Origin of the sequence: Enhydrobacter aerosaccus, assembly GCF_900167455.1 — a bacterium.
In the GTDB taxonomy this organism is placed as follows: domain Bacteria; phylum Pseudomonadota; class Alphaproteobacteria; order Reyranellales; family Reyranellaceae; genus Reyranella; species Reyranella aerosaccus.
Genome location: NZ_FUWJ01000002.1, coordinates 740,304 through 764,848, shown reverse-complemented (window position 1 = coordinate 764,848; position 24,545 = coordinate 740,304). Strand labels below are relative to the sequence as shown.

Genomic DNA, 24,545 nt, shown 5'->3' with positions numbered 1-24,545 from the left:
ACGATCCGGTTGCAGAGAAGGCGCGATCTCGCGAGTTTCAGATCGCCACTGGAGTCGCGAGAAGGCCGGTCCCATTGGCGGCCAGGGCGTCCCGTCCGGATGGAAGTTGTCACCGGACTGTAAGCCGCAATCCTGACAAGAATGGAAACGTAAGTATCGGCACATCCCACTCGTGAAGGATCTCCGGAGAGCGCCGATGAGCTTCGAAGTCGATCCGCGCACTGCCCTGAACAAACTGGCCTTCGGGCCGAGCGATCCCGACCTGGCGACCATCCGCAAGATGGGAACCGGTGCGTGGCTGGCGCAGCAGCTGAAGCCGCCACCCGAGGACGATTGCCGCGACGCCATCAATGCCACGCGGCTGCGGCTCAAATATTCCAGCAAGACGCCGGAAGCCGAGGTAGACGAGGACCGGCCGATCTCGGTGATCTTCCGGCCGATCGAGGAGCACTGGAAGACCGTCGGCAAGGAGGTGCCGGGTCAGGAGCGATCCTTCCTGCGGACCGCCGTCGCGGCGGCGACCTTGATCCGGGCCGTGCACAGTCGCTGGCAGCTGCGCGAGGTGCTGGTCGATTTCTGGCACAACCATTTCAACGTGAACGCGGTTGGCGACCAGCTCGTGGCGGTGGCGCTGCCGACCTACGACAGCGACGTGATCCGCCGTCATGCGCTCGGCAATTTCCGCGAAATGCTGGAAGCGGTGGCGACCAGCGCGGCCATGCTGATCTATCTCAACGGCCGCTCGTCACGCGGTGGCGCCGCCAACGAGAATTACGGTCGCGAACTGTTCGAACTCCATACGCTCGGCCGTCCGGCCTATCTCAATGCGCTGTACAACAAGTGGCGCGAGGTGCCGGGCGCGCTGCAGGGCCACCCCGAAGGCTACATCGACCAGGACGTCTACGAAGCCGCTCGCGCCTTCACAGGCTGGACCATCGAGGATGGCGCCGGCATCGGCGCCGGTCGCCATCTCCCGGTCACGGGCAAATTCACCTACGTCGAAACTTTCCACGACAATTACCAGAAGCGCGTGCTCGCCACCGAGTTCGATCCCTACCAGCCGCCGATGGCGGATGGGCGGCGCGTCCTCGATCTCGTGGCCGATCATCCGGCGACGGCGCGCTTCGTTTGCGGCAAGCTTTGCCGCCGGCTCGTGTCGGACAATCCCGATCCGGCTCTGGTCAACGCGGCGGTGAAGGTGTGGAGCGAGGAGCGCCGCAAGCCGGACCAGATCGCCCGGACCGTCGAGGCCATTGTCCGCAGCGACGCCTTCCGCCGGTCGGGCGGTGCCAAGGTGAAGCGGCCGTTGGAACTCTATGCTTCCTTCGCCCGCGCCGCGACCATCCCTGTCACGCCGACGCTTGGCCTGTTGGGCGAACTCGATGGCAGCGGTCAGCGGCTGTTCGGTTGGGGGCCTCCGACCGGCCATCCCGATGACAACGACTACTGGCTGAGTTCCAACATGATGCGTCGACGATGGGAACTGCTGTTGGGCTTGAGCAACGATGTGTGGAAGGCCGGGCCGACCCATGCGGCAACGGCGGTGGCCGACAAGGCGACAGCCGAGGAAGCGGTGAGCGTTGCCCATCATCGGCTGCTGGGTGTCGAGGCGCCGCCGCCTGTCGCACGAGCCATCGTCGATGGCATGGGGCTCAAGCCCGGCATGCCGTTCGATACGCGCAAGGATGCGCTGCCGCTATCACGGCAGATCCTCGCTTATTGCGCCATGACTCCCGCTTTCCAGGTCAGGTGATGCCATGCTGACGCGTCGCACGCTCCTCTACACCGCCACGGCGCTCTCCCTGGCGCCGTCCGTTCGGGCTTTCGCCACACCCCCGGTGGCGGCATCGGACAACGGTCCGATCCTGATAACCATCTTCCTGCGCGGCGGCATGGACTCGCTGGGCGTCGTGGCCCCGGTCGATGACCGCAACTACGTGGCCGACCGTCCGCCCGAAATGCGGCTGCTGGCGGATGGCGACAAGCCTGCCCTCGAACTCGGCGGCGCGCCGGCCGGTCTCGATTTCCGGCTGCATCCCGAGATGGCTGCCATGCACGATCTCTACAAGGACAAGCGGATTGCGCTTGTTCATGCGTCCGGTCTCGCCAACGGCACGCGCAGTCATTTCGGCGCGCAGGAGTTGATCGAGCGCGGGATTTCCAATCCCGACGAGGTCGCGCATGTCGGTGGCGGCTGGATGGCGCGCTGGCTGGGCGCCATCGGCAAGGCCAAGGCGCCGGTCTTTTCGGCGACTCCCGGACTTCCCGATTCCTTGGCGGGACATGCCGACACGATCTGCGCCCTCGATCTGAAGGGCGGCATGAACCTGCCCGGCGGCAAGCAGGCGGCCAACGTGCTGAAGCGGCTGATCGGCGCCGATGGCGGTCTCTACGATCGTGCCGCACGGGACACGCTGGCCGGCATCTCGTTGATCGACGGCCATCTGCGTGAACCGGACGGCAAGGTGGCGCCCTATCAGCCAAGCGGCGGAGCCGTCTACGAGGAAACGGAGATCGGCCGCAGCCTGCAATCGGTTGCCCGGGTCATCCGCATGGATCTCGGCATCCGCGCCTTCGCCGTCGATATGGGCGGTTGGGATACGCACGAGAACCAGCCGCCGCGGCTTGCCCTGCTGGTGGGCCAGCTATCGCGGGCCCTGGCGGCCTTCCATACCGATCTGCACGATCGGCTTGGCGGGATCGTGCTGGTGGTGATGAGCGAATTCGGTCGTCGCCTGCGCTCCAACAAGAGCAACGGCACCGATCACGGGCATGCCGGCGTGACCATCGTCTCGGCGCCGGGCATCGCCGGGGGCAGGATGCACGGCCGTTGGCCCGGCCTGTCTTCCGAACGGCTCGACAACGCCGTCGATCTGGCGATGACGACGGATATCCGCAGCATCGTCGCCGAACTGATGGCCGGGCCGCTGCGCACACCTCAGGCGGTCGCGGCCGCCTTTCCCGATTTCACGCCAAGCAAGGTCGGACTGGTTTGAGGAACTGATCCGCGATCAGGGCGCCTCGAGGCCGCGCCGCTTCAGGATGGCCTCGTTGCCCGGATCCGAAAGTGCTGACAGCAGAGCCGTCGCCGCATCCTGTTGCTGTGTGGCAGCGGAGATGGCGCCTGTGTAGGTCGTGTAGACCTGGACCTGGGCCGGGATCAGGCCGGCAAACCGCACGCTCGGCACGAGCTTGATTTCGCTGGCCTGCTGCAGGGCGATGTCGGCGTCGCCCCGCGCGACGGCGTCGGCGGCAGGGCCCATGCGCACCAGCACGGTTTTCTTTGCCACCTCGGACGATATGCCCATCGTCTGGAAGATAGCGACTATCGCGTTGCCGCTGGTGCTGCCGGTATTAGGGTCCATGTAGGCGATGCGGCGCGCGCCGAGCAGCGTCTGGCGGAAGGCTTCGACGCTGTAGAGATTGGGTTGCGGCGCACTCAGCGGGACGGCTACGCCGATGCCAACCCTGGCCAAGGGGGTGATCGAGTCGGCCGATACGGTGCCGATGTCGGCGAGGGCATCGAGGCCGTCGGACGTCAGGACGATCACGTCGAAGGCTTCGCCCGACCGCAGCCGCCGGATCAGGGCACCCGCGGTGTCGCTGACGACCGTCACCTTGTGCCCACTCTGCTTCTCGAAGTTGGGCAGGATGTCCTGAACCACGGGACGATAGGCGCCGGTCGTGAGCAGCTTGATGTTTGCGGCCGAGGCCGTCGTGACAGCCGCCGCCAGCATCCCGAGCGCCAGCGAAAGGCGAAGCACCGCTCTTTTCATGAACGGCCCGCGATGTTGACCAGACTCTGCATGCGACAATCCCCTGGACGATGCCCTCTACACGATACTGGCGACGATGACGCGCCCGTCCCTGCAGGTCAGCATCGTCGAGTGCCCGGCGGCGATGCGCAAGCCGTGATCTGTCGCCAGTTGGTGACAATCCTTGCCGGTCTCGACGGTTGCCGCTTCAAGCGGGCAGTAGACGATATGCGTGCCGGCGTCGAGCCATTGCTGCTGTCCGCCGAAGAGGACGACGAGGTCGAGGGTCACCGCCGTCCGCCGGCCGATCAGATTCACAACCTCGACCGGTCCGGCTTCGAGCCGACTGACGATGCGAGTCTCGCCGGCGAAGCGGACTGGCTGGAAGGGCGTGCGGACGTCGATCTCGCCCTCGGGAGTTTCCAGCACGAGGCCGCGGCCGGCGACGAGGACCTGCAGGCGATCGAAGCCGGCATAGTCGGAGAAGGGGCCGCCCGCGACGATCGGCGTACGACCGAAGCGCCAGAGATCGTCGTGTTCGGCGATGTCGGTCGTGATGCCGCCGCCGTTCTTCCACGGTGTTCGCCGATAGGTCGCGGGATCGAGTCGGGTGATCATGGCCGTGGCCGTCCGGTGCGGAAGCGCGTTTCGCAGACTGTCATTCCGGTTGCCTTGGCCGATCGGCTGGGTTGGACTTCACGCTCCACCATAACCCGACCATCGCAGGAGCCGCCATGCCGACCATCCGACGCCTCTCCTTCATCGGTCTCGAATATGCCTTCGCACCGGAAAAGGCCTTCGGTATGTCACGCGGCGTCGGCTTCCGGCGCCATGCCGGGCTGATCGAAGTCGAAACGGATGCAGGAGTAACGGGCATCGGCGAAGCCTTCGGCAATCCGTTCATCACGCGCGAATACTTCCGCATGGTCGAACCGTTCTTCGTCGGCAAGAGCGTCTTCGACTTCGAGCATATCGAAGCGCGAATCCGGAACGCGATCTATCATCTTGGCGTCGGCAACCAGCTGACGGCCTGTCTGGCCGGCATCAATGTCGCCCTGCTCGACGCGATCTCCCGGGGCTTCGGCATCCGGCTCTGCGACCTGATCGGCGGTTGCCGGACCACCCGCATCCCTGCCTATGCCTCCACCGGCTTCTTCTCCGACGATCCGGCTCGTCAGCTTCCGCACATGCTGGCCGAGGCCGCCGGCCATCCCTATGCCGGTGCGAAGATCAAGATCGGGCGTGGCATCAAGAGCGATGTCGAGCGCGTCCGCCAGGCGCGCGAGGCGTTGGGGCCGGACAAGCTGCTGCTGGTCGACATCAACGGCGCCTACACGGTCGACGTCGCGCTCGAGTGCGCACGGGCCATTCAGCCCTATGACATCCACTGGATCGAAGAGCCGCTGCCGCCGGGCGATTTCACCGGCTACACCGAGCTGCGCGCCCGCTCTCCCATTCCCATCGCCGCTGGCGAGGCCCACCATACGATCCGCGATTTCAAGGCCCTGATCGACGGCCGCTGCATCGACATCGTGCAGCCATCCATCCCGGGCGTCGGCGGCATCACCGAAGCCAAGCGCATCGCCACGCTGGCGCTGGCCGCCAATCTTCGCCTGGCGCCGCACGTCTGGGGCGCGGCCGTAGGACTGGCGGCGGCCTGCCATCTGATCGCCTCCCTGCCGGCCGGACCGCATACCGATCATCCGCCCCATCCGCAGATGCTGGAATACGACATGAGCGACAATGCGCTGCGCACCCAGCTTCTGAAGACGCCGCTGCAGTTGGAGAAAGGGCATATCCTGCTGCCGGACGGGCCGGGGCTCGGCATCGAGCTCGACGCTGCGACCGTAGCGCGCTACCGGGTTTGCTGAGCTGGATCGTTGTGTCAACATCGCTTCCGACACGCAAAACCGCTGTTCTTGGGGGATATTTCAATGAGTAAGATCGTCCGCCGCACCTTCACTGCGGGTGCCGCCGCGTCTGTCCTGTCGTTGGGCCTGCCCGCGGCCGCGCAGCAGCAGACCGTCAAGATCGGGGTGATCTATCCTCTGAGCGGCAACGCCGCGAGCGCCGGCACGCACGCCAAGATCGCGGCGGAACTGGGCGCCGACCTCATCAACAACGGCAATCCGGAATTGGCCAAGCTGCTGCCCCTGGCCAAGGGCGGCGGATTGCCCGGTCTCAAGGGCGCCAAGATCGAGCTGGTGATCGCTGACAACCAGGGCACGCCGGCAGCCGGGCAGAATCAGACCCTGCGCCTGATCACCCAGGAGAAGGTGGCGGCCGTGATGGGCTCGTACCAGTCGGGCATCACGCAGACCGCCAGCGCCGTGGCCGAGAAATACGGCATCCCGTTCCTGACGCCGGAGTCGACCGCGGCCGATCTCACGGAGCGCGGCTTCAAGTGGTTCTTCCGCACGACGCCGATCGCCACCAATTTCGCCAAGGCCTATTCCGACTTCCTGAAGGAGCAGAAGGCCGCCGGTCAGAAGACCGACAAGATCGCGATCGTCTACGAGAACACCGAGTACGGTAAGTCCACCTTCACCGCCATCGCCGACCTGTTCGCCAAGGAAGGGCATACGGTGGGGCTGCAGGTTCCGTACTCCGCCAACTCGACCGACGTGCAGCCGCAGGTGCTGCAGCTCAAGGAGAAGAACCCGGATGTGGTGATCTTCATCTCCTACACGTCGGACGCCATCCTCTATGCCAAGACGATGAAGGAGCTGAACTGGAAGCCGGCGATTCTCATGGCCGACGATGCCGGCTTCAACGACGCCGCCTTCGTCAAGGCGATGGGATCGCAGGTCGAGGGCCTGATCAGCCGCTCCGCCTTCGCCCCCGGCAAGCCGGGCAGCATCGCGGCGATCTGCGACGAGCTTTACAAGAAGAAGAGCGGCGGCGATGGCCTCGACGACGGTTCCGCGCGCGGACTGCAGGGCTTCCTGGTCCTCGCCGATGCCATCAATCGTGCCGGCTCGACCGATCCCGCCAAAATCCGCGAGGCACTCGTCGCCACCGACATGGGGCCGGAGCAGATGGTTGCCGGCTACAATGGCGTCAAGTTCGACTCCAAGGGACAGAACACGCTGGGCTCGAGCCTGATCATCCAGATGCGCAACGGCCAGTATGTGCCGGTATGGCCCAAGGCGAAGGCGACAGCGGAGCTGATTCTGCCCTACAAGGGGTGGCCGCAGTAAGCTGGCCCTCGCAGGCCAGAATAAGAAGCACAGAAGAAAAGAATACAGGGAGGAAAACATGGTCAAGATTGTGCACGGAGCAATCCGGGCCGGCGCCGCTTTGGTGGCGCTGGCCATCGCTCTTCCGGCTTTCGCCCAGGAGACGGTGAAGATCGGCGCCGTCTATCCGCTGAGCGGCAACTCCGCCAGCACGGGCAATTACGCCAAGATGGCCTTCGAGATGGGGGCCGACATCATCAACAACGGCAATCCTGAGCTCGCCAAGATCTTCCCGCTCGCCAAGGGTGGCGGCCTGCCCGGCTTGAAGGGTGCCAAGATCCAGATGGTGATCGCCGACAATCAGGGCACGCCGGCTGCGGGCCAGAACCAGACGCTGCGCCTGATCACCGAGGAGAAAGTCGCCGCGCTCATCTGCTGCTACCAGTCGGGCATCACCCTGACGGCCAGCGCCGTCGCCGAGCGCTACGGCGTTCCCTTCCTCAATGCCGAATCGGTCGCGGCAAACCTGACCGAACGCGGCTTCAAGTGGTTCTTCCGGACCACGCCGGTGGCGGCGGACTTCGCCAAGGCCTACTCGACCTTCCTGAAGGAGCAGCAGGCGGCTGGCCGTAAGGTCGATTCGATCGCGCTCGTGCACGAGAACACCGAGTACGGGAATTCGGTCTCGAGCGTGATTTCCGATGCCTTCAAGAAGGACGGGCTGAACATCACCATGAACGTGGCCTATTCGGCCAATTCGACCGACGTGCAGCCGCAGGTCCTGCAGCTCAAGGAGAAGAACCCGGACGTCGTGATCTTCGTCTCCTATACGTCCGACGCGATTCTCTACGCCAAGACCATGAAGGAAGTGAACTGGAAGCCGGCGATCCTGATCGCCGACGATGGCGGCTTCAACGACCCCGCCTTCACCAAGGCGATGGGGTCGGTCACCGAGGGATTGATCAGCCGCTCGGTGTTCGCGCCCGGCAAGCCCGGCAGCGTGCCGGCCATCCTCGATGCGCTCTACAAGAAGAAGACCGGCGGCGATGGGCTCGACGACGTCTCGGCCCGGGTCTTGCAAGGCTTCTTCGTCGTCGCCGATGCGATCAACCGCGCTGGTTCGACCGATCCCGCCAAGATCCGGGATGCGCTAAAAGCGACGGACCTCAAGCCCGATCAGCTCGTGGCGGGCTACGACGGCGTGAAGTTCGACGATAAGGGTCAGAATGTGCTTGCTTCTACATTGGTCACGCAGCTTCGCAACAGCCAGTACGTTTCGGTCTGGCCGAAGGCGCGCGCCACCGATCCCCTGGTTCTGCCCTACAAGGGCTGGTAAGGGCGTATCGCTGGTGATGGGGCAGCGGTTCTGATGGGCATGACACTCGTGCAGGTCGTGGTGAGCGGCCTGCTTCTGGGGGCGGTGTACTCGCTCTTTTCCTCGGGATTGACGCTGATCTGGGGGATGATGAACGTCGTGAACTTCGCGCACGGCGATTTCGTCATGCTGGGCATGTACACGGCGGTCGTCGTGTGGACGGCGCTGGGCGGCGGGCCGTGGGCGTCGGTGCCGGTAGCGGCCATCCTGATCGCGACGCTCGGCATCGTCAGCTATTTCCTGCTCGTGCGTCACATCATGCGCGGTCCCATGCTGGCGCAGATCCTGGGAACCTTCGGCCTGGCGCTGTTCCTGCGCTACGGCGCGCTGTGGATCTTCGGGGCGAACTTCAAGACCCTGCCCGACGATCTCGTCGGTCATTCCTTCATCGTGGGCGGCATCCGGTTCGAGGGCGCGCGCGTCCTGGCGGGCCTCGTGGGGCTGGCGGTCACGCTGCTGTTGCACTTCATCCTGACGCGGACATCTGTCGGCAGCCGCATGCTGGCCGTCTCGGAAGACGCGGTCGCGGCGCAGCTCATGGGAATCCGGCCTCAGCGCATGCAGGCGCTGGCCTGGGGCCTCGCCGGCGCGGCGACCGGTATCGCCGGCGCGCTGATCGCCACGTTCTTCTACACCTCGCCGACGGTCGGCGAGACCCTGTCGATCGTGGCCTTCGTGACCGTGGCGCTGGGGGGCTTCGGCAGCGTGCTGGGTGCGCTCGTGGCCGGCCTGCTGATCGGCGTCATCGAATCGCTGTCGGCCTTCCTGATCGGTCCGGTCTACAAGGACGTGATCGTCTATACGGTGTTCGTGCTCGTGCTGTGGTTCCGGCCACAGGGATTGATGGGCAAGGCATGAACGCGCGTCGACTGATCCAGCTCGCGCTGCTCGTGGCAGTGCTGATCTATCCGTTTCTGACGCTCGAGTCGCCGGTCTACCAGCGTCTCGGCGCATTGGTGCTGCTGGCCGCCATCGGCGCCTCGGCCTGGAATATCGTCGGCGGCTATGCCGGCCAGGTCTCGGTGGGCCACGCGGTGTTCTTCGGCATCGGCGCCTATTCCGCCGTCGTCGCCTTCGTCCATGCCGACCTGCCGCCGATTGTCGGTGCGCCGCTCGGCATGCTGCTGAGCGTGGGAGTCGCCGCCGTGATCGGCGTGCCGACGCTGCGCCTGTCCGGGCATTATTTCAGCATGGCGACCATCGCGGTCGGCGAGCTGGTGCGCGTGCTGAGCTCGACCAGCGACTGGCTGGGCGGCGCGCAGGGCCTGGGCGGTCCGGCGATGCCGCGCACCGTGTTCGACCTCTCCTTCATGTCGGCGATGCCCTACTACTACATCTTCCTCGCCGTGCTGGCCTTCCTGCTGGGGATGACGTGGTGGATCGAGCGCGGTCGCATGGGCTTCTATCTGCGCGCCATCAAGGACAGCGAACGCGCCGCCCGTTCGCTCGGTGTCTCGGCCGGTCGCTACAAGCTCTACGCCTACATGCTGAGCGCCGCCTTCACCTCGCTCGCGGGATCTCTCTATCTCTGCATGTTCGGCTTCATCGATCCGGAGTCGGGCTTCGGCATCCTGCTGTCGGTCAAGATGGTGGTGATGGCGGCCCTGGGCGGCGCGGGCCAGCTCTTCGGCCCGCTGGTCGGAGCGTTGATCCTGGTGCCGGTCGAAGAGTTGTCGAACAGCCTGCTGGGCGGAGAGGGGGCGGGCATCACCTTCGTCGTCTACGGGGCGATCATCGTCATCATCGCCCGCTTCCTGCCGGCCGGGCTGCTGTCGCTGTTCGAGCGTCGGCCGACGGCCGAGAAGCCCGCTGTGTCCACGGCAAATCCGGCGAGCGGCCATGCTGATTGAGGCGCAAAGCGTCACCAAGATGTTCGGCGCCTTCAAGGCGGTCGACAACGCGTCCGTGACGGTCGAGGAAGGCGATATTCTGGGCCTGATCGGGCCGAACGGCGCCGGCAAGTCGACCTTCTTCAACTGCCTCACCGGGGACATGCCGTTGACCTCCGGTACGGTTCGCTTCGCTGGAACCGACATCACGACAGCGCCGCCGGAAGAGCGGGCGCGGCTCGGCCTGGCGCGCAGCTTCCAGGTGCCGCTGACCTTCGAATCGATGTCGGTGCTGGACAACGCCACGATCGGCGCCCTGCTGCGGCATCACAATGCACGCGAGGCGCAGGCCAAGGCGCGAGAGGTGCTCGACCGCGTCGGCCTCGGCCGCCTCGCCGATGCCCCGGCGAAAAGCCTCGGTACGCCCGGGCGCAAGCGGCTGGAGATCGCGCGGGCCCTTGCCTCGGAACCCAAGGTGCTGCTGCTCGACGAGGCCATGGCCGGCCTCACGCCGACCGAGGTCCGCGAGGCGATCGAGCTCGTGCGCCGCATCCATGCCGGCGGCGTCACGATCGTGATCGTCGAGCATCTGATGGAAGTCATCACCTCGCTCACGCGGCGTGTGGTCGTGTTCCACCAGGGTCGCGAGATCGCCCGCGGCACGCCGCGCGAGGTGACCAGCGATCCGCATGTGATCGAAGCCTATCTCGGCCGGCGCAAGGTCCGGCATGCGGGTGAGTCGTGACCAGCCCTCTGCTCAAGATCGACCATCTCGAAGTCCGTTATGGCGACCTGATCGGCGTCGCCGACGTATCGCTCGAAGTGCCGCGCGGATCGGTCGTGGCGCTGCTGGGCTCCAACGGCGCCGGCAAGACCACGACCCTCAACGCCATCGCCGGCATCGTGCCGGTCTCGCGCGGTTCGGTCGTGTTCGACGGCGAGAACATCGCGGGTCAACCGGCCTATGCCATCGTTCGCAAGGGTCTCGCCCTCTCGCCCGAAGGATGGCGGTTGTTCGCCCAGCAGAGTGTCGAGAACAATCTGCTGCTCGGCGCGACACCCTTGGCGGACAGGGCGCGCGTTCCGCGTCTCCTCGATCGGGTCTACACCGTCTTCCCGCGTCTGGCCGAGCGCCGCGCGCAGCGGGCGGGGACCATGTCGGGTGGTGAGCGCCAGATGCTGGCTGTCGGCCGCGCTCTGATGAGCGAGCCCAAACTGCTGCTGCTCGACGAGCCGAGCCTCGGTCTCGCGCCGGCGATCGTCGACACCATGTACGACAGCTTCGCCGCCCTTCACAAAGAAGGGCAGACGATCCTGCTGGCCGAGCAGTCGGTGGATGTCGCCCTCGAGGCCGCCGACCATGCCTATGTGCTGCAGGTCGGCCGGACAGTGTTGGAGGGCCCGGCCAAGGTCATGGCCGACAACCCGGACGTGCAGCGCGTCTATCTCGGAGTCGAGTAGTTCTCTCGTTGCGTCACGGGTGATGTGGTTTCGCACCACATTACCCAAAGCTGACGACGCCGTTTGAATTACGCCAACCTTAACGCCTTGGCGGTTGCCGCTCGAAGACGCCCCTGATACGCGACGGCGGAAGGGGAGTGTCTGTCGATGAGAGTGCTTATCGTCGAAGACAACGAGACGTTTGCCGGCATCCTCGCGGATCATCTGCAACGCGCGGGCTTCGATTCCGATGTGGCGCTGTGCGCCAAGGCGGCGAGAGAGGCGGTCGAGTCGGTCAAGTATGCCGCCGTCATTCTCGATCTCGGCCTGCCGGATGCCGACGGCTTGAGTTTCCTGCGGCTTCTGCGCGACGCCGGCCATGCCATGCCCGTCCTGATCACGACGGCCCGCAACAGTCTCGACGACAAGGTCAGGGGGCTGCGGGAGGGAGCGGACGATTATCTTGCCAAGCCGTTCTCCGCCGACGAGCTGATCGCCCGCCTGCAGGCCCTGTTGCGGCGCCCCGGTGTTCTTCTGAAGGATGTCCTGAAAGCCGGAGACGTCGCGCTGGCCCTGGACAACCGGCAAGTGAATGTTGCCGGCAGGGTCCTGCCAATGCGCCTGCGCGAAACCGTGCTGCTCGAGATCCTGATGCGGCATCATGGCGCCGTGGTCCCGCGCCGCTACCTGGAGGCGCAGCTCTTCGGGATGGAGGGCGAGCAGGAGACCAATACCGTCGACGTCTACATCCATCGCCTGCGCCGGCAACTGCAGGAAGCGGGAGCGACGGTCCAGATCCATACCATTCGGGGCGTTGGCTACATGATCGCGGCCTTACCGCAGGTTGTGGGCGTTGGTTGACGTCATGCCGTTGTCATTGGAAAGATGGATGTAAGGACGGGGGTGTACTCTCGACTCGTTAATCGTTGACGGTCGCAGTGGGATACCGCGTTGGGGGATTGATTAAATGCAGGCTTGGCTGAGGTCGCTGCTCTCGCCTCCGAGAGTGTGGCTGGTTGTTGGTGCCCTCTGTGCGATCGCCGTAGCCGGATGGTGGCTTTTGCAGCCGCGGAGCCCCAGCGTCGACGTTTCCGAAAGGGCCGCGCGCCAGGGCCGCGCGCCGGTCCAGCCGACCAAGGTCGAAGTCGAGCTGACGGAAAGCCAGGCGGCCGCCTTCCGCGTCGGCCCGATCGGGCGCGCCGACTTCGAGCTCGTGCGCCAGGCCGTCGGCAATATCGACTTCAACCAGAACATGCTGGTCCAGGTGTTCACGCCCTATCAGGGACGCATCGTGGCGACCTTCGGCCGGCCCGGCGATCGCGTGCGGCGCGGCCAAGTCCTCTTCACTGTCGACAGTCCCGATCTGCTCCAGGCGGAGAATACGCTGATATCGGCGGCGGGCGTCGCCATCCTGCAGGCGCGCACCCTCAAGAGGGTGACGGAGAATCTGAGGAGCGGTGGCGGCGCGCAGAAGGACGTCGACCAGGCGACGTCGGACCAGCAGGCGGCGGAGGGCGCATTGCACACTGCCCGGGATGCCGTGCGCATCTTCGGGAAGACGGACGAGGAAATCGACCGGATCATCGCCAACCGCCAGGCGGATCCGATCCTGATCGTTCGCAGCCCCATTGACGGCGTCATCACGCAGAGCGTCGGCGCCCCCGGGTTGCTGGTCCAGCCGGGGAATGCACCAGCCCCCTCTACCGTCGCCGACACATCCCTCATGTGGATGATCGCCAATCCCGTCGAGGCGGACAGCGCCGACCTGCGGGTCGGCCAGCCCGTGAAGGTGCGCGTGGCCGCGTTGCCGGGGCGGGAGTTCGACGGCCAGATCGTCGTCGTCGGAGCCTCCGTCGACATGCAGACGCGCCGCATCGGGGTCCGCTCCGAGATCAGCAATCCCGATGGCCTGCTGCGCGCCGGCATGTTCGCGACCTTCACCATCAAGGTCGGCGACACGCGCGACGCGGTGGCGGTGCCGGATGCCGCCGTGGTGCGCGAAGGCGATGGCACGATGACGCTCTGGGTCACGACCGATCGCCGCCACTTCGAGAAGCGCACGGTGAAGATCGGGCTTCGGCAAAAGGGCTTCACCGAGATTCTCGAGGGCGCGACGCCGGGCGAGCTGATTGCCACCGAGGGCGCGGTCTTCCTGAGCAACAAGCTCCTGATCAGCCCGGCGGGCTGATCGTCGATCCGCGTAGCTTACGGAGCCGAATTTGCTCAAGTCGATTCTCGAGTTCGGGCTGACACGCCGCCCGATCATTGTGCTCGCCGTCCTGGTGTTCCTGGGTGCCGGCGTGTTCGCCTTCACGCGACTCAATATCGAAGCCTATCCCAATCCGGCTCCCGTCATTCTCGAGATCACGGCGCAAGCGCCCGGTCTCAGCGCCGAGGAGATGGAGAAGTACTACACGATCCCGATGGAGATCGCGCTCTATCCGACGCCGGGCGTGGTCAATATCCGCTCGACCTCGTTCTATGGGCTGAGCTTCGTGCGCGTCACCTTCGCCTATGGCACGGACTACAACACGGCCTATGCCAACGCCGCTGTCTATCTTCAGCAGGGCGTGAACCTGCCGGGCACGCAGGTGCCGCAGATCCAGCAATCGAGCCTGGTGGGCGAGATCGTGCGCTACCAGATCGTCGGTCCGCCCCACTTTGGCCTCACCAATCTGCGGACGGTGGAGGACTGGATCGTGGCGCGGCGGCTGCTGACGATTCCCGGCGTCGTGCAGATCAACAGCTGGGGCGGAACGACCAAGCAGTTCAACGTCGATGTCGATCTGCACAAGATCGAAGCCTACAACATCACGATTCCCCAGATCATCACCGCGCTCGGCAACGCCAATGTCAATGTCGGCGGGCGCGAGATCACGATCGGCCAGCAATCCGTCAATATCAGGGGACTCGGCCTCGTCGATGACGGCGGCACCAACAATCTGCTCGACGGATACAAGGTCAACGACATCGAGAACGTGGTGCTGGGCCAGAACAACGGCCTGCCGATCCAGATCAAGGATGTAGCGACCGTCTCGGTCGGATACGTGCCGCGACTGGGCATTGCCGGCCGCGACCACGATCCCGACATCGCTGCCGCGATCGTCGTCATGGGCCGCACCCAGCACACCAACGAGATCCTGCCCAAGGTCGAGGCCGAGATCGCCCGGATCAATTCCGACGGCAGCCTGCCGCCGGGTGTGAAGGTGGTGACGTACTACGACCGCAGCACGCTGGTGTCGGTGACGACCCACACCGTTCTGCACAATCTGGTCTTCGGATGCCTGCTGGTCTTCCTGATCCAGTGGGTGTTCCTGGGAGACCTGCGCAGCGCCATCATCGTCGGCGCCAACATTCCCTTCGCCTTGTTCTTCGCCGTGTTGATCATGGTCCTGCGCGGCGAGGATGCGAACCTGCTCTCGGTCGGCGCCGTCGACTTCGGAATCATCATCGATTCCGCGGTCATCCTGGTCGAGAACATCTTCCGCAATTTCCAGGGCAACCAGGACGCGCGCCAGCGCCTGCTCCAGCATCTCAGCGAGGGCCTGTGGGGTACCGATCCCACCGCGTCGACGAGCGGGCACGGCAGCGCGATGCTGTGGACCGACAGGCTGCGGCTGATCTTCATCAGCGCCCTGCAGGTCGACAAGGCCGTGTTCTTCACGGCCACCATCACCGTGACCGCGTTCCTGCCGCTGTTCACCATGAGCGGCGTCGAAGGCCAGATCTTCGGCCCGATGGCGCGGACCTATGCCTACGCGCTCTCGGGCGCCCTGCTTGCGACCTTCACCGTCACGCCGGTTCTGGCATCGCTGGTCTTGCCCCGGCATGTCGAGGAAGTCGAGACGATCATCGTGCGCGCGATCCGCGGCGCCTACACGCCGATCCTGCGCTGGGCCCTTCGCCATACCGCTCTGCCCCTGGCGCTGGGCGCTGCCTTTCTCACCGTGTCCGGCTATCTGGCGACCCAGTTGGGCAGTGAGTTCCTGCCGGCGCTGGAGGAGGGCAACTTCTGGATCCGCGCCTCGATGCCGCCCACGCTCGGCCTCGAGGCCGGCGTCGCGGCGACCAAGAAGATGCGGGATGTCCTGCTGCGGCATCCCGAGATTCTGACGGTCGTGTCGCAACATGGACGGCCCGACAATGGCAGCGACGCCTCGCCGTTCTCCAACGTCGAGCTGTTCGCTCCCCTGAAGCCGTTCGACCAGTGGCCCTCCGGCCTGACCAAGGACAAGCTGACCGAGATCCTGCAGAAGGAACTGGAGGAGGCGCTGCCCGGCGTCGGGTTCAACTTCTCGCAGTATATCCAGGACAATGTCGAGGAGGCGCTGTCCGGGGTCAAAGGCGCCAATTCGGTCAAGATCGTCGGACCGGACCTCACGATGCTGGAGAAGATCGCCGACCAGGTCATGACCGAGATGGCCGACGTCGAGGGGGTCGCCGACCTCGGCATCTTCCATGTGCTTGGCCAGCCCAATCTCAATATCCGCGTCAATCGGGAGAAGGCGGCGCGCTACGGATTGAACAGCGGCGACGTCACCGCGATCGTGCAGGCGGCCGTCGGCGGCACGACCGCGACCACCGTGCTGGAGGCCGATCGCCAGTTCAATCTGGCCGTGCGGCTCCAGCGGCGCTATCGCGAGTCCCTGGACACGATCCGGAACATCAAGGTCGGGTATCAGTTGCCCAACGGGGGCAATGCCTACGTGCCGTTGAGCGAGCTGGCGGACATCTCGCTCGATACCGGTGCCTCCTTCATCTATCGCGAAAGCAGCGCCCGCTATATCCCCATCAAGTTCAGCGTGCGCGGGCGCGATCTCGGCAGCACCGTGGCCGAGGCCCAGGAGCGGATCGCCCAGCATATTTCACTGCCGACCGGCTATCGCATTCTGTGGTCGGGCGAATTCGACAATCTGCAGAAGGCGACGGCGCGGCTGATGATCATCATCCCGATCACCTTTCTGCTGATCCTCGTCCTGCTCTACGGCCTCTTCAACACGCTGCGCGACAGCCTGATCGCGATCGCCGGCATTCCGTTCGCCATCGCCGGCGGCGTCATCGCGCTCTACGTCACGGGCGAGAATTTCAGCGTGTCGGCGGCGATCGGCTTCATCTCGCTCGCCGGTGTCGCAGTGATGGATGGCATCCTCAACATCACCTATTTCCGCGAGTTGCTCGATCGCGGCCTGTCGTTCGGCGAGGCGATCTTCCAGGGCACCGAGCAGCGCATGCGGCCGATGCTGATGACCGCTCTGTCGGCCGGTGTCGGCCTGTTCCCGGCCGCGATCTCGCAGGGGATCGGCAGTCAGGTGCAGCGGCCGCTGGCGACGGTCGTGGTCGGTGGCATGCTGCTCGGCCCGCTCATGCTGCTGATTGTCGCGCCCGCGATCCGCGCGGTTTTCCTCCGGCCCTATACACGTAGCCCCGATCGTCCCACCGAGGAGGACGAAGAATGATCACCTCCGCTCTTCGCCGGCTGTCCGCTCCGGCCGCCGCCGCCACCAAGGTCGCGGCTGTCCTTGCCTTGACCGGCTGCACTGTCGGCCCGGACTTCGTGCGGGCCGATCCGCCCAAGGACAAGACCTACCTCGCCTCGGGCACGGCGCCGGAAACCGTCGCCACGAGGGACGTGCTGGGCGGCGAGGCGCAACGCTTCGTCGGCGATCTCGATATCCCGGCCCAATGGTGGCAGGTCTACAAGTCCAAGCCGCTCGACGATCTGATCGACCGCTCGATGAAGGCCAATCCCGACATCCAGTCGGCGATCCAGGCCCTCAAGGCGGCACAGGAAACCGCCAAGGCACAGCGGGCGACCTTGTTCCCGACGGTCGGACTGAGCGGCTCGGCGACGCAGAATCAGACCAGCACCGCCCTGGCGCCGGTACCCTCCAACAACAACACGGTGTACGGCCTGTTCAACGGGCTGCTCAACGTCACCTATGTCCTCGATCTGTGGGGCGGCAACCGGCGCGCGGCCGAATCGCTCGAGGCATTGGCTGAGTCGCAATGCTTCCTGCTCGAGGCGGCCTATCTGAGCCTGTCGTCCAATGTCGTGGTCACGGCGGTCACCGAAGCCTCCCTGCGCGGCCAGATCGCGGCGACCGAACGCACCATCGAGATCCAGCGGCAGAGTCTCGCCTTGTTGCAACGCCGGATGGCGATCGGTCAGTCGGCCCTGGCGGACGTCGCGACCCAGCAGGCGGCGCTGGCCCAGAGCGAGGCCTTGTTGCCGCCGCTCAGGAACCAGCTCAGCCAGCAGCGGCATCTCCTGGCGCAGTTGACGGGCCAGACGACCGCGCACATTCCGGCCGAAACCTTCCAGCTCGAAGCCCTGACCCTGCCGCAGGAGCTGCCGGTAAGCCTGCCCTCGCGCATGGTCGAGCAGCGGCCCGACGTGCGCTCGGCGGAGGCCAACGTGCATGCGGCGGCGGCGGATGTCGGTGTCGCGACCGCCAACATGCTGCCGCAGATCACTCTGGGCTTGAGCTTCGGCTCGACCGCGACGGATCTCGCGACATTGTTCAGTCCCGAGCTGGGGGCCACCTTCGCCGGCGGCGCCACCAGCATCACCCAGACCCTGGTCGATGGCGGTGCCCTCTCGGCCAAGCGTCGGGCCGCGGTCGCCACCTGGGAGCAGGCCAAGGCCCAGTACCGCTCCACGGTGCTGACGGCCTTCCGCAACGTCGCGGACTCGCTGCGGGCTCTCGAGAACGATGCAGTCACTTTGAAGGCGGCTGCCGATGCCGAGCGCGCCGCCAAGCTCAGCCTCGAGATCACGCAGCGACGGATGGCGGCCGGCGATGCCGGCATCCTTGACATCCTCAACGCCGAACTCACGTACCAGTCGGCGGCGATGGCCCTCGTGCAGGCGCGTGCGGCCCGCTACTCGGATACGGCGGCGCTGTTCCAGGCGCTGGGCGGCGGCTGGTGGAACCGCGACAGCACCGGCGCGCTCAATCCCGCGCAGCGCGCGACCTGCAAGGCACCGACCAAGCCACCCAAGCCGCAGCCATGGCCGGACTCCGCGCCGACCTCGTCCAATGCCACGACCGATGGACCCGCGAAGACAACCGGCGAGCGGATCTAGATCGATGCCGGTGTCTCGCGCAGGACAGGAGGTCGATATGAAGCTGCTCGCTGCGCTGCTGAGCGCATTGCTTTTGCTCGGAGTGGCGGTGCTGTTGCCGGGCTGCGCGTCAGGGTGCGGCGCCACGACCGACAAGCTCGCGGCTCTGCGCCGGGGCATGAGCTACGACGAGACGATCCAGGTGATGGGTTGCTCCGGCAGCCTGGTCACGCCGGGTGCGCCCGCAAGCAGCGCCTACTCGATCGTCGAATGGGACGGGCCGCCCTCGCGCGTCTTCAACCGCACCCGCATCGATTTCCTCGACGGCAAGCTGGTCTCCTACACGACGGAACTGCGCGGCGCCCTCTGACGCCCACTGTTGCCGCAGGGTTCGTCAGCGCAAGGTCGGATCGAGGCGATCGCGCAGCCAGTCGCCCAACAGGCTGATCGAGAAGGTGGTGAGCACGATCACGCTTGCCGGCGCCAGCATGATCCAGGGTGCACGCGTGATGTATTCGCGACCGTAGCCGACCATGTTGCCGAGCGAGGTCAGCGGCGGCTGCACGCCCAGCCCCAGGAACGAAAGCCCGCTCTCGAGCAGGATGATCTCCGGGAAGGTCAGCGTCATCGACACGATCAGCGTCGAGGCGATGTTCGGCAGGATATGCAGGCCGTAGATCCGCGCCGGGCCGGCGCCGAGTTGCCGTACCGCTGCGGCATAGCCCTGCTCGTTGGCGGCGAGCGTGAGGCCGCGCGTGATGCGGGCATAGCGCTCCCAGGCATTGAAGCCCATGAGCGCGACGAACAGCACCAGGCTGTTGCCGAAGAAGGCGAGCACGCTCAACGCGATGATCATGAACGGCATGCTGGCCTGGAAATCGATGGCGATCAGGACAAGCTGCTCGACCTTGCCGCGGAAATGGGCGGCCAGAAAGCCCAGCATGGTCCCCAGCGCCGTCGAGATCAGCGTCCCGAAGAAGGCGATCAGCAGGCTCATGCGGATGGAGACGATCAGGCGCGACAGCACATCGCGGCCCAACTCGTCGGTCCCGAGTGGATGGGCCAGGAGCTTTCCGCCGAACAGGAGTGGCGGTACGAGCCTCGCCTTGAGGTCGAAGGCGGTGATCGAATAGGGCGCGATGAGGTTCGCGGCCAGCGCCGTCACGATCATGACGGCAAGCCACAGCATGCAGAGCGTGACCAGCGGCGGCACGCGACGCAGGCGTCGCCACAGGCGGGACAGGCCGAAGGCCGGAAGCGCGGGCGGGACCGCGGCGTCGTTCAAAGCCATCTTCGCTCTCCTCAATGGCCGGTGGCGCCGACGGCCGAGCGCACGCGCGGGTCGAGCCAGCCATAGGCGAGGTCGACGGCGAGATTGGCCATGACCATCCAGGCCGCGATCACCATCAGCAGCGCCTGCACGACGGCGAGATCGCGATTGGCGACGGATGACACCAGCAGCCGGCCGATGCCAGGCCAGGCGAACACGCTTTCCACCACGACGGCACCGGCGACCAGGCTGCCGACCATGAAACCGACGATGGTGACGGTCGGGATCGCGGCATTGGGCAAGGCGTGATGCGAGATCACGCGGCGCCAGGCCAAACCCTTGGCCGACGCTGCCCGCACGAAGGGCTGGCCCAATACTTCCTGCATGGCCGAGCGCGTGAAGCGGGCCATGATCGCCGCACCAGCCGTGCCCAAGGTGATGATGGGCAGGATCGCGTTTGCGGGCGACTCGTTGCCGCTGGCCGGCAGCCAGCCGAGCGTCACGGAGAAGATCAGCACCAGCAGCAGCGCCAGCACGAAGCTCGGCATGGTGAAACCGGCCACCGACAGCGCCATGGTCATGCGGTCGGCGAAGGTGTTCCGATGCAGCGCTGCGTAGATGCCGGCCGGGATGCCGATTCCGATCTTGAGCGCAAGGGCGGGCAGGGTCAGGGCGAGGGTGGCCGGGACCCGCTCCATCACGAGGTCGATGGCGGGGCGCCCGTCGCGCATGGACTTGCCGAAGTCGCCGGTCAGGGCGTGACCGATATAGCTGAGATATTGTTGCCAGAGCGGCTGGTCGAGCCCCCAGGCCTTGCGGAAGGCAGCGATAGCGTCGGGTGGCGCGTCGACGGAGAGGATCAGCAAAGCCGGATCGCCCGAAGCGCGCAGCACGACGAAGGCGAAAGTCATGACGAACAGGATGGTCAGCGCCGCACGCAGCAGGCGCGAAGTTGCGAACAGAAGCATCAGGCGACGAGTCGGAGAGGGGTTTCGTGGACGCGATGGCAGGCGACGTCGCGGCCGTCGGCCAACGGCTGCAGTGTCGGAATCTCGCTGCGGCATTGCGCCGTCGCGAAAGGGCAGCGCGTATGGAACGAACAGCCGGGCGGCACATTCGCGGGGCTGGGCGGGTCGCCGCCGAGCAGGATGCGCTCCCGTTTGCTGCCCACTGTTGGAATGGCTGAAACCAGTGCCCGCGTGTAGGGGTGGGCCGGCTCTGCGAGCACGTTCTCGGCCTCGCCCCGCTCGACGATGCGGCCGAGATACATCACCGCGACTTCGTGGCTTACCTGCCGCACCACCCGAAGGTCGTGGCTGATGAACAGGTAGGCGATGTCCAGGCGCTCCTGCAGGTCGAGCAACAGATTCACGACCTGCGCCTGGATCGATACATCGAGCGCGGAGATCGGTTCATCGCACACCAGCAGCCGTGGCTCGGTGATCAGGGCGCGCGCCAGGACGACGCGCTGACGCTGGCCACCGGAGAGTTCGTGCGGATAGCGGGTGAGCAGGTGCCGCTGCAAGCCGACCGCCTCCATGACCGACAGCGCCCGCTCGCGCCGCTCTGCCGGCTTGGCCTGCTCATGGATGACGAGCGGCTCGGCGATCTGCTCACCGATCGGCAGACGCCGGTCGAGCGCGCCAAGCGGATCCTGATAGACCATCTGGAGACGCCGCCGCAGGGTGCGCCAGGCAGCGGTGCCCGCGGCCGGCATCGGCTCGCTCTCACAGCGTATCTCGCCGGCACTTGGGGGGATCAGGCCGAGCGCGAGCTTGCCCGTTGTCGACTTGCCACAGCCCGATTCGCCCACGAGCCCGAGCGTCCGGCCCGGCTGGATCCGGAACGACACGCCGTCCACGGCGCGCAGCAGCGCCTTGGCCGAGAACGGGTTGCGGCCGGTCCGCACGGCGTAATGGCGATGAAGGTCGACGGCCTCGAGAAGAGGAGTCATTCGGCTGCCTTCGGCAGGGTCCAGACGGAGAATCCGGGATCGATGCGGCGATGGCAGATCGAGCGATGCTGCCGGTCGAAGGCCTGGATCGGCGGTGCTTCGGTGGCGCATCCAGAATCTGCTACCGGACAGCGCGGCGCGAAGCGACAGCCTGTGGGCACGCTGCCGGGCTCGGGGACCGTGCCGGGAATGGCGACCAGCCGGCGGCGGCCGCCGGCGAGTTCCGGCAAGGCGGCGAGAAGGCCTTGCGTATAAGGATGGCATGGCCGCGAGAACAGCGCTGCGCCGGGTGCTTCCTCGACCAGACGGCCGGCATACATGACGGCCACGCGATCGACATTCTCGGCCACCACACCGAGATCGTGGCTGATCAGCACCATGGCCATGCCGGTATCGCGCCGCACGGAACGCAGGAGATCGAGGATCTGGGCCTGGATCGTGGCGTCCAGCGCGGTGGTCGGTTCGTCGGCAATCAGCAGGTCGGGTTGGCCTGCCAGCGCCATGGCGATCATCACGCGCTGGTTGAGGCCGCCGGAAAGCTGATGCGGATAGTCACCGAGACGCCGCCGGGCATCGGCGATCCCCACCTGATCGAGCAGGCGCAGCGCCTCGGCATCGGCGGCGCGGCGATCGAGGCCGCGATGCAGCCGCAGCGCCTCGCCGAGCTGCCAGCCGATGCGATGAACCGGATTCAGGCAGCTCGACGGATCCTGAAAGATCATGGCGATGCGCTTGCCGCGCACCGCTTCGAGATGGCGCTGCGGCGCGCCGATCAGTTCCCGCCCGTCGAGCCGCACGGAGCCCCGTATCTGCGCCTTTGCCGGAAGGAGACCGAGAGCCGCCAACCAGGTGACGCTCTTGCCCGATCCCGATTCTCCCACGACTCCGAGGGCTTCGCCCGCCGCGATCTCGAGCGTGATACCGTCGACGGCGCGCGAACTCTGCGGCCCATGGCCGAAATCGACCGTGAGCCCTTCGATGGCGACGAGAGGAGTGCGCACTGTCCGCGCCTCAGGTGGCGAAGTTGACCGAACGGAATTCCATCGCGAAGGAAGGTGAGGCCTTCCAGCGGATGTCCTTGCGCTTGGCCGTGAAGGTCGCGTTCTGGTGCAGCACCGTGTAGGCCGGATCCTCACGCTCGCAGATCTCCAGCATGCGTTTGAACATCGCCTTGCGCTTGGTCATGTCGGTCTCGACCTGCATGGCGTCGGACAGGCGATTCATCTCGGCGTTAGTCCATTCGCCGGCCTGCTGCTGCTGACCCTGCGGCCCATGCTGGGCGACGATCGAGGAGATCGGATCGTTGAAGCCGGCACTGTTCGACCAGTCGCGCACGGCGCGCTGCTTGTTGGTGTCGAAGATCTGCTGCCAGTTCTCCTTCATGTCGATCTGGACGTTGAGGCCGGCCTGGTTCCACATCTCGACCAGCACCTGCGCCGTCGCGACCTGGTTGGTGTAGTAGTTGTTGAGAAGGCGGTAAGGGATCGGATCGCCCTTGTAGTTGGCGGCCTTGAGCAGTGCCTTGGCCTTGTCGAGGCTGTATTCCGGCACCGTCCAGCCTTCGACGAACATGGGGCCGTAGAACTCCCATTGCAGTCCCGCAGGCACGCGGGTGCGGCCGGACCACAGGCTGTCGACGATCGCCTGCCGATCGATCGCGTGGCTGAAGGCCTGGCGCACGCGAGGATCGACGAGCTGCGGATGATGCATGTCGAACACCGTCAGCCGATGGTTGACGATCGTGCTGCCCAGCACCTCGAACTTGGGATTCTTCTCGATGGTCGGGATCTGATCCGGCGGCATGTCGCAGATGAAGTCGAACTGACCGGCCAGCAGACCGTTGATGCGCGCCGCCACTTCCGGCACCACCATCAGCCGCACGGTCTTGAGGGGCGGCCGCCCGCCCCAGTAGTCGTCGTGAGCGTCGAGAACGAGCGACTGGTCGGGCGTGTATTCGCGCACCTTGTAGGGCCCGGTGGCGACCGGCGATCGCGCCCAATCGGCCCAGCTCTTGGCCTCTTCGAAAGCGCGGCGCGAGATGATGTTGGCGCCGAGGCTGCCGATGCGGCCCTCCAGGGTGACGTCCGGAGTGCGGTTGACGAAGCGGACCGTGTACTTGTCGACCGCCTCGACCTTCTCCAGCGCCGGGAAGAGACGCTTGGCGACGGCCGGCAGTTCCGGCGGCAGCTTCTTGCCGTCACCCGAATCGCGCACGACGACGTTGGTGAACAGCGTCTTGTTGCTGGTGATGTCGTAGTCGGGACCGAACATGTGGTCGCGGCTGAAGGTGAAGACCACGTCGTCGGCCGTCATCTCGTCGCCGTTGTGGAACCGCACGCCCTTGCGCAGGGAAAATTCCACCGTCCGTTCGTCGATGCGCTTCCAGCTCTCGGCAAGACCCGGCACGGCCTCGAGCTGGCCGAGCAGGTTCTGCATGATCAGCGTTTCGAACAGGAACGAGAAGGTGCGCGACCCGACATTGGATTGCTCGCGCAGCGGTTCCAGCGATGCGCTGTTCGAGATCTGCTGAACGGCGATGGTGATCGTGGGCCGGTTGTCGGCTTGGCCGATGGCGATGCGGGGAAGGATCAGGCTCGCGGTCGTGAAACCGGTAGCGGCCACCAATCGGCGACGAGACAACAACATAATGGGCGAACTCCTCGTGAGCCGCCACCGT

At 65.8% G+C, this 24,545-nt stretch carries 21 protein-coding genes; 14 read left to right on the top strand and 7 right to left on the bottom strand.

Features of this window, described 5'->3' with window-relative positions:
• The first annotated feature begins 196 nt into the window (after positions 1-196).
• Both B5D62_RS12875 and B5D62_RS12870 read left to right on the top strand, forming a co-directional pair.
• Positions 197-1,753: a DUF1800 domain-containing protein gene (locus tag B5D62_RS12875; protein ID WP_085934248.1), complete on the top strand. Its 1,557-nt coding sequence runs from the start codon at positions 197-199 to the stop codon at positions 1,751-1,753.
• Between the two features lie 4 nt (positions 1,754-1,757).
• Positions 1,758-2,996 carry a DUF1501 domain-containing protein gene (locus B5D62_RS12870; protein WP_085934247.1) on the top strand — a complete coding sequence of 413 codons (1,239 nt, stop codon included), beginning with the start codon at positions 1,758-1,760 and terminating at the stop codon, positions 2,994-2,996.
• Between the two features lie 15 nt (positions 2,997-3,011).
• Here B5D62_RS12870 and B5D62_RS12865 read toward each other — a convergent pair whose 3' ends face one another.
• Positions 3,012-3,764, bottom strand: coding sequence for a substrate-binding domain-containing protein (locus B5D62_RS12865; RefSeq protein ID WP_170920913.1), 753 nt, complete (start codon positions 3,762-3,764; stop codon positions 3,012-3,014).
• Positions 3,765-3,833: 69 nt separating this feature from the next.
• Positions 3,834-4,373 (bottom strand): HutD/Ves family protein, encoded by a 540-nt coding sequence (locus B5D62_RS12860; RefSeq protein ID WP_085934245.1) that lies wholly within the window; start codon positions 4,371-4,373, stop codon positions 3,834-3,836.
• A gap of 116 nt (positions 4,374-4,489) precedes the next feature.
• Here B5D62_RS12860 and B5D62_RS12855 point away from each other — a divergent pair, with 116 nt between their 5' ends.
• The 12 genes from B5D62_RS12855 to B5D62_RS12800 all read left to right on the top strand — a co-directional run bounded on the left by B5D62_RS12855 (position 4,490) and on the right by B5D62_RS12800 (position 19,014).
• Positions 4,490-5,626 (top strand): mandelate racemase/muconate lactonizing enzyme family protein, encoded by a 1,137-nt coding sequence (locus tag B5D62_RS12855; RefSeq protein WP_085934244.1) that lies wholly within the window; start codon positions 4,490-4,492, stop codon positions 5,624-5,626.
• A 63-nt stretch (positions 5,627-5,689) separates the two neighbouring features.
• Positions 5,690-6,955 (top strand): ABC transporter substrate-binding protein, encoded by a 1,266-nt coding sequence (locus tag B5D62_RS12850; RefSeq protein WP_085934243.1) that lies wholly within the window; start codon positions 5,690-5,692, stop codon positions 6,953-6,955.
• Positions 6,956-7,013: 58 nt separating this feature from the next.
• Entirely contained in the window at positions 7,014-8,270 is a 1,257-nt protein-coding gene (locus B5D62_RS12845) for an ABC transporter substrate-binding protein (RefSeq protein ID WP_085934242.1), read from the top strand.
• A gap of 33 nt (positions 8,271-8,303) precedes the next feature.
• The gene (locus B5D62_RS12840; RefSeq protein ID WP_085934241.1) at positions 8,304-9,167 is read left to right on the top strand and encodes a branched-chain amino acid ABC transporter permease; all 864 of its coding nucleotides are present in this window, start codon (positions 8,304-8,306) and stop codon (positions 9,165-9,167) included.
• Complete coding sequence (locus B5D62_RS12835; protein ID WP_085934240.1) at positions 9,164-10,159, top strand: branched-chain amino acid ABC transporter permease; 996 nt, start codon at positions 9,164-9,166, stop codon at positions 10,157-10,159. The genes B5D62_RS12840 and B5D62_RS12835 overlap by 4 nt, the downstream gene beginning before the upstream one ends.
• Positions 10,149-10,883 carry an ABC transporter ATP-binding protein gene (locus B5D62_RS12830; RefSeq protein WP_085934239.1) on the top strand — a complete coding sequence of 245 codons (735 nt, stop codon included), beginning with the start codon at positions 10,149-10,151 and terminating at the stop codon, positions 10,881-10,883. Before B5D62_RS12835 ends, B5D62_RS12830 begins: the two co-directional genes overlap by 11 nt.
• Positions 10,880-11,599: an ABC transporter ATP-binding protein gene (locus B5D62_RS12825; RefSeq protein WP_085934238.1), complete on the top strand. Its 720-nt coding sequence runs from the start codon at positions 10,880-10,882 to the stop codon at positions 11,597-11,599. Before B5D62_RS12830 ends, B5D62_RS12825 begins: the two co-directional genes overlap by 4 nt.
• Before the next feature lie 147 nt (positions 11,600-11,746).
• Positions 11,747-12,439: a response regulator transcription factor gene (locus B5D62_RS12820; RefSeq protein WP_085934237.1), complete on the top strand. Its 693-nt coding sequence runs from the start codon at positions 11,747-11,749 to the stop codon at positions 12,437-12,439.
• Positions 12,440-12,638: 199 nt separating this feature from the next.
• Positions 12,639-13,766 (top strand): efflux RND transporter periplasmic adaptor subunit, encoded by a 1,128-nt coding sequence (locus tag B5D62_RS12815; protein WP_218191046.1) that lies wholly within the window; start codon positions 12,639-12,641, stop codon positions 13,764-13,766.
• A gap of 31 nt (positions 13,767-13,797) precedes the next feature.
• Positions 13,798-17,034 carry an efflux RND transporter permease subunit gene (locus tag B5D62_RS12810; RefSeq protein WP_085934235.1) on the top strand — a complete coding sequence of 1,079 codons (3,237 nt, stop codon included), beginning with the start codon at positions 13,798-13,800 and terminating at the stop codon, positions 17,032-17,034.
• The gene (locus B5D62_RS12805; RefSeq protein WP_085934234.1) at positions 17,031-18,665 is read left to right on the top strand and encodes an efflux transporter outer membrane subunit; all 1,635 of its coding nucleotides are present in this window, start codon (positions 17,031-17,033) and stop codon (positions 18,663-18,665) included. The genes B5D62_RS12810 and B5D62_RS12805 overlap by 4 nt, the downstream gene beginning before the upstream one ends.
• A 37-nt stretch (positions 18,666-18,702) precedes the next feature.
• Positions 18,703-19,014, top strand: a complete 312-nt coding sequence (locus B5D62_RS12800) for a hypothetical protein (protein ID WP_085934233.1) — start codon at positions 18,703-18,705, stop codon at positions 19,012-19,014.
• A 24-nt stretch (positions 19,015-19,038) separates the two neighbouring features.
• On the opposite strand, the gene B5D62_RS12795 is transcribed toward B5D62_RS12800, so the two are convergent.
• The 5 genes from B5D62_RS12795 to B5D62_RS12775 form a co-directional block, all read right to left on the bottom strand.
• Entirely contained in the window at positions 19,039-19,833 is a 795-nt protein-coding gene (locus B5D62_RS12795; protein WP_231714818.1) for an ABC transporter permease, read from the bottom strand.
• 113 nt (positions 19,834-19,946) lie between these two features.
• Positions 19,947-20,882, bottom strand: a complete 936-nt coding sequence (locus B5D62_RS12790; RefSeq protein WP_085934231.1) for an ABC transporter permease — start codon at positions 20,880-20,882, stop codon at positions 19,947-19,949.
• The gene (locus B5D62_RS12785) at positions 20,882-21,868 is read right to left on the bottom strand and encodes an ABC transporter ATP-binding protein (protein WP_085934230.1); all 987 of its coding nucleotides are present in this window, start codon (positions 21,866-21,868) and stop codon (positions 20,882-20,884) included. The genes B5D62_RS12790 and B5D62_RS12785 overlap by 1 nt, the downstream gene beginning before the upstream one ends.
• Positions 21,865-22,869, bottom strand: coding sequence for an ABC transporter ATP-binding protein (locus B5D62_RS12780; protein ID WP_085934229.1), 1,005 nt, complete (start codon positions 22,867-22,869; stop codon positions 21,865-21,867). The genes B5D62_RS12785 and B5D62_RS12780 overlap by 4 nt, the downstream gene beginning before the upstream one ends.
• Before the next feature lie 10 nt (positions 22,870-22,879).
• Complete coding sequence (locus B5D62_RS12775) at positions 22,880-24,517, bottom strand: ABC transporter substrate-binding protein (RefSeq protein WP_170920956.1); 1,638 nt, start codon at positions 24,515-24,517, stop codon at positions 22,880-22,882.
• Between the last annotated feature and the right edge of the window lie 28 nt (positions 24,518-24,545).

Bases quoted from the DNA above. Each gene is read 5' to 3' on its own strand.
- B5D62_RS12840 (WP_085934241.1), top strand. From the start codon at position 8,304: ATGGGCATGACACTCGTGCAGGTCGTGGTGAGCGGCCTGCTTCTGGGG.
- B5D62_RS12870 (WP_085934247.1), top strand. From the start codon at position 1,758: ATGCTGACGCGTCGCACGCTCCTCTACACCGCCACGGCGCTCTCCCTG.
- B5D62_RS12830 (WP_085934239.1), top strand. From the start codon at position 10,149: ATGCTGATTGAGGCGCAAAGCGTCACCAAGATGTTCGGCGCCTTCAAG.
- B5D62_RS12860 (WP_085934245.1), bottom strand. From the start codon at position 4,373: ATGATCACCCGACTCGATCCCGCGACCTATCGGCGAACACCGTGGAAG.
- B5D62_RS12850 (WP_085934243.1), top strand. From the start codon at position 5,690: ATGAGTAAGATCGTCCGCCGCACCTTCACTGCGGGTGCCGCCGCGTCT.
- B5D62_RS12805 (WP_085934234.1), top strand. From the start codon at position 17,031: ATGATCACCTCCGCTCTTCGCCGGCTGTCCGCTCCGGCCGCCGCCGCC.
- B5D62_RS12800 (WP_085934233.1), top strand. From the start codon at position 18,703: ATGAAGCTGCTCGCTGCGCTGCTGAGCGCATTGCTTTTGCTCGGAGTG.
- B5D62_RS12855 (WP_085934244.1), top strand. From the start codon at position 4,490: ATGCCGACCATCCGACGCCTCTCCTTCATCGGTCTCGAATATGCCTTC.
- B5D62_RS12845 (WP_085934242.1), top strand. From the start codon at position 7,014: ATGGTCAAGATTGTGCACGGAGCAATCCGGGCCGGCGCCGCTTTGGTG.
- B5D62_RS12875 (WP_085934248.1), top strand. From the start codon at position 197: ATGAGCTTCGAAGTCGATCCGCGCACTGCCCTGAACAAACTGGCCTTC.
- B5D62_RS12820 (WP_085934237.1), top strand. From the start codon at position 11,747: ATGAGAGTGCTTATCGTCGAAGACAACGAGACGTTTGCCGGCATCCTC.
- B5D62_RS12785 (WP_085934230.1), bottom strand. From the start codon at position 21,868: ATGACTCCTCTTCTCGAGGCCGTCGACCTTCATCGCCATTACGCCGTG.
- B5D62_RS12835 (WP_085934240.1), top strand. From the start codon at position 9,164: ATGAACGCGCGTCGACTGATCCAGCTCGCGCTGCTCGTGGCAGTGCTG.
- B5D62_RS12790 (WP_085934231.1), bottom strand. From the start codon at position 20,882: ATGCTTCTGTTCGCAACTTCGCGCCTGCTGCGTGCGGCGCTGACCATC.
- B5D62_RS12795 (WP_231714818.1), bottom strand. From the start codon at position 19,833: ATGCTGTGGCTTGCCGTCATGATCGTGACGGCGCTGGCCGCGAACCTC.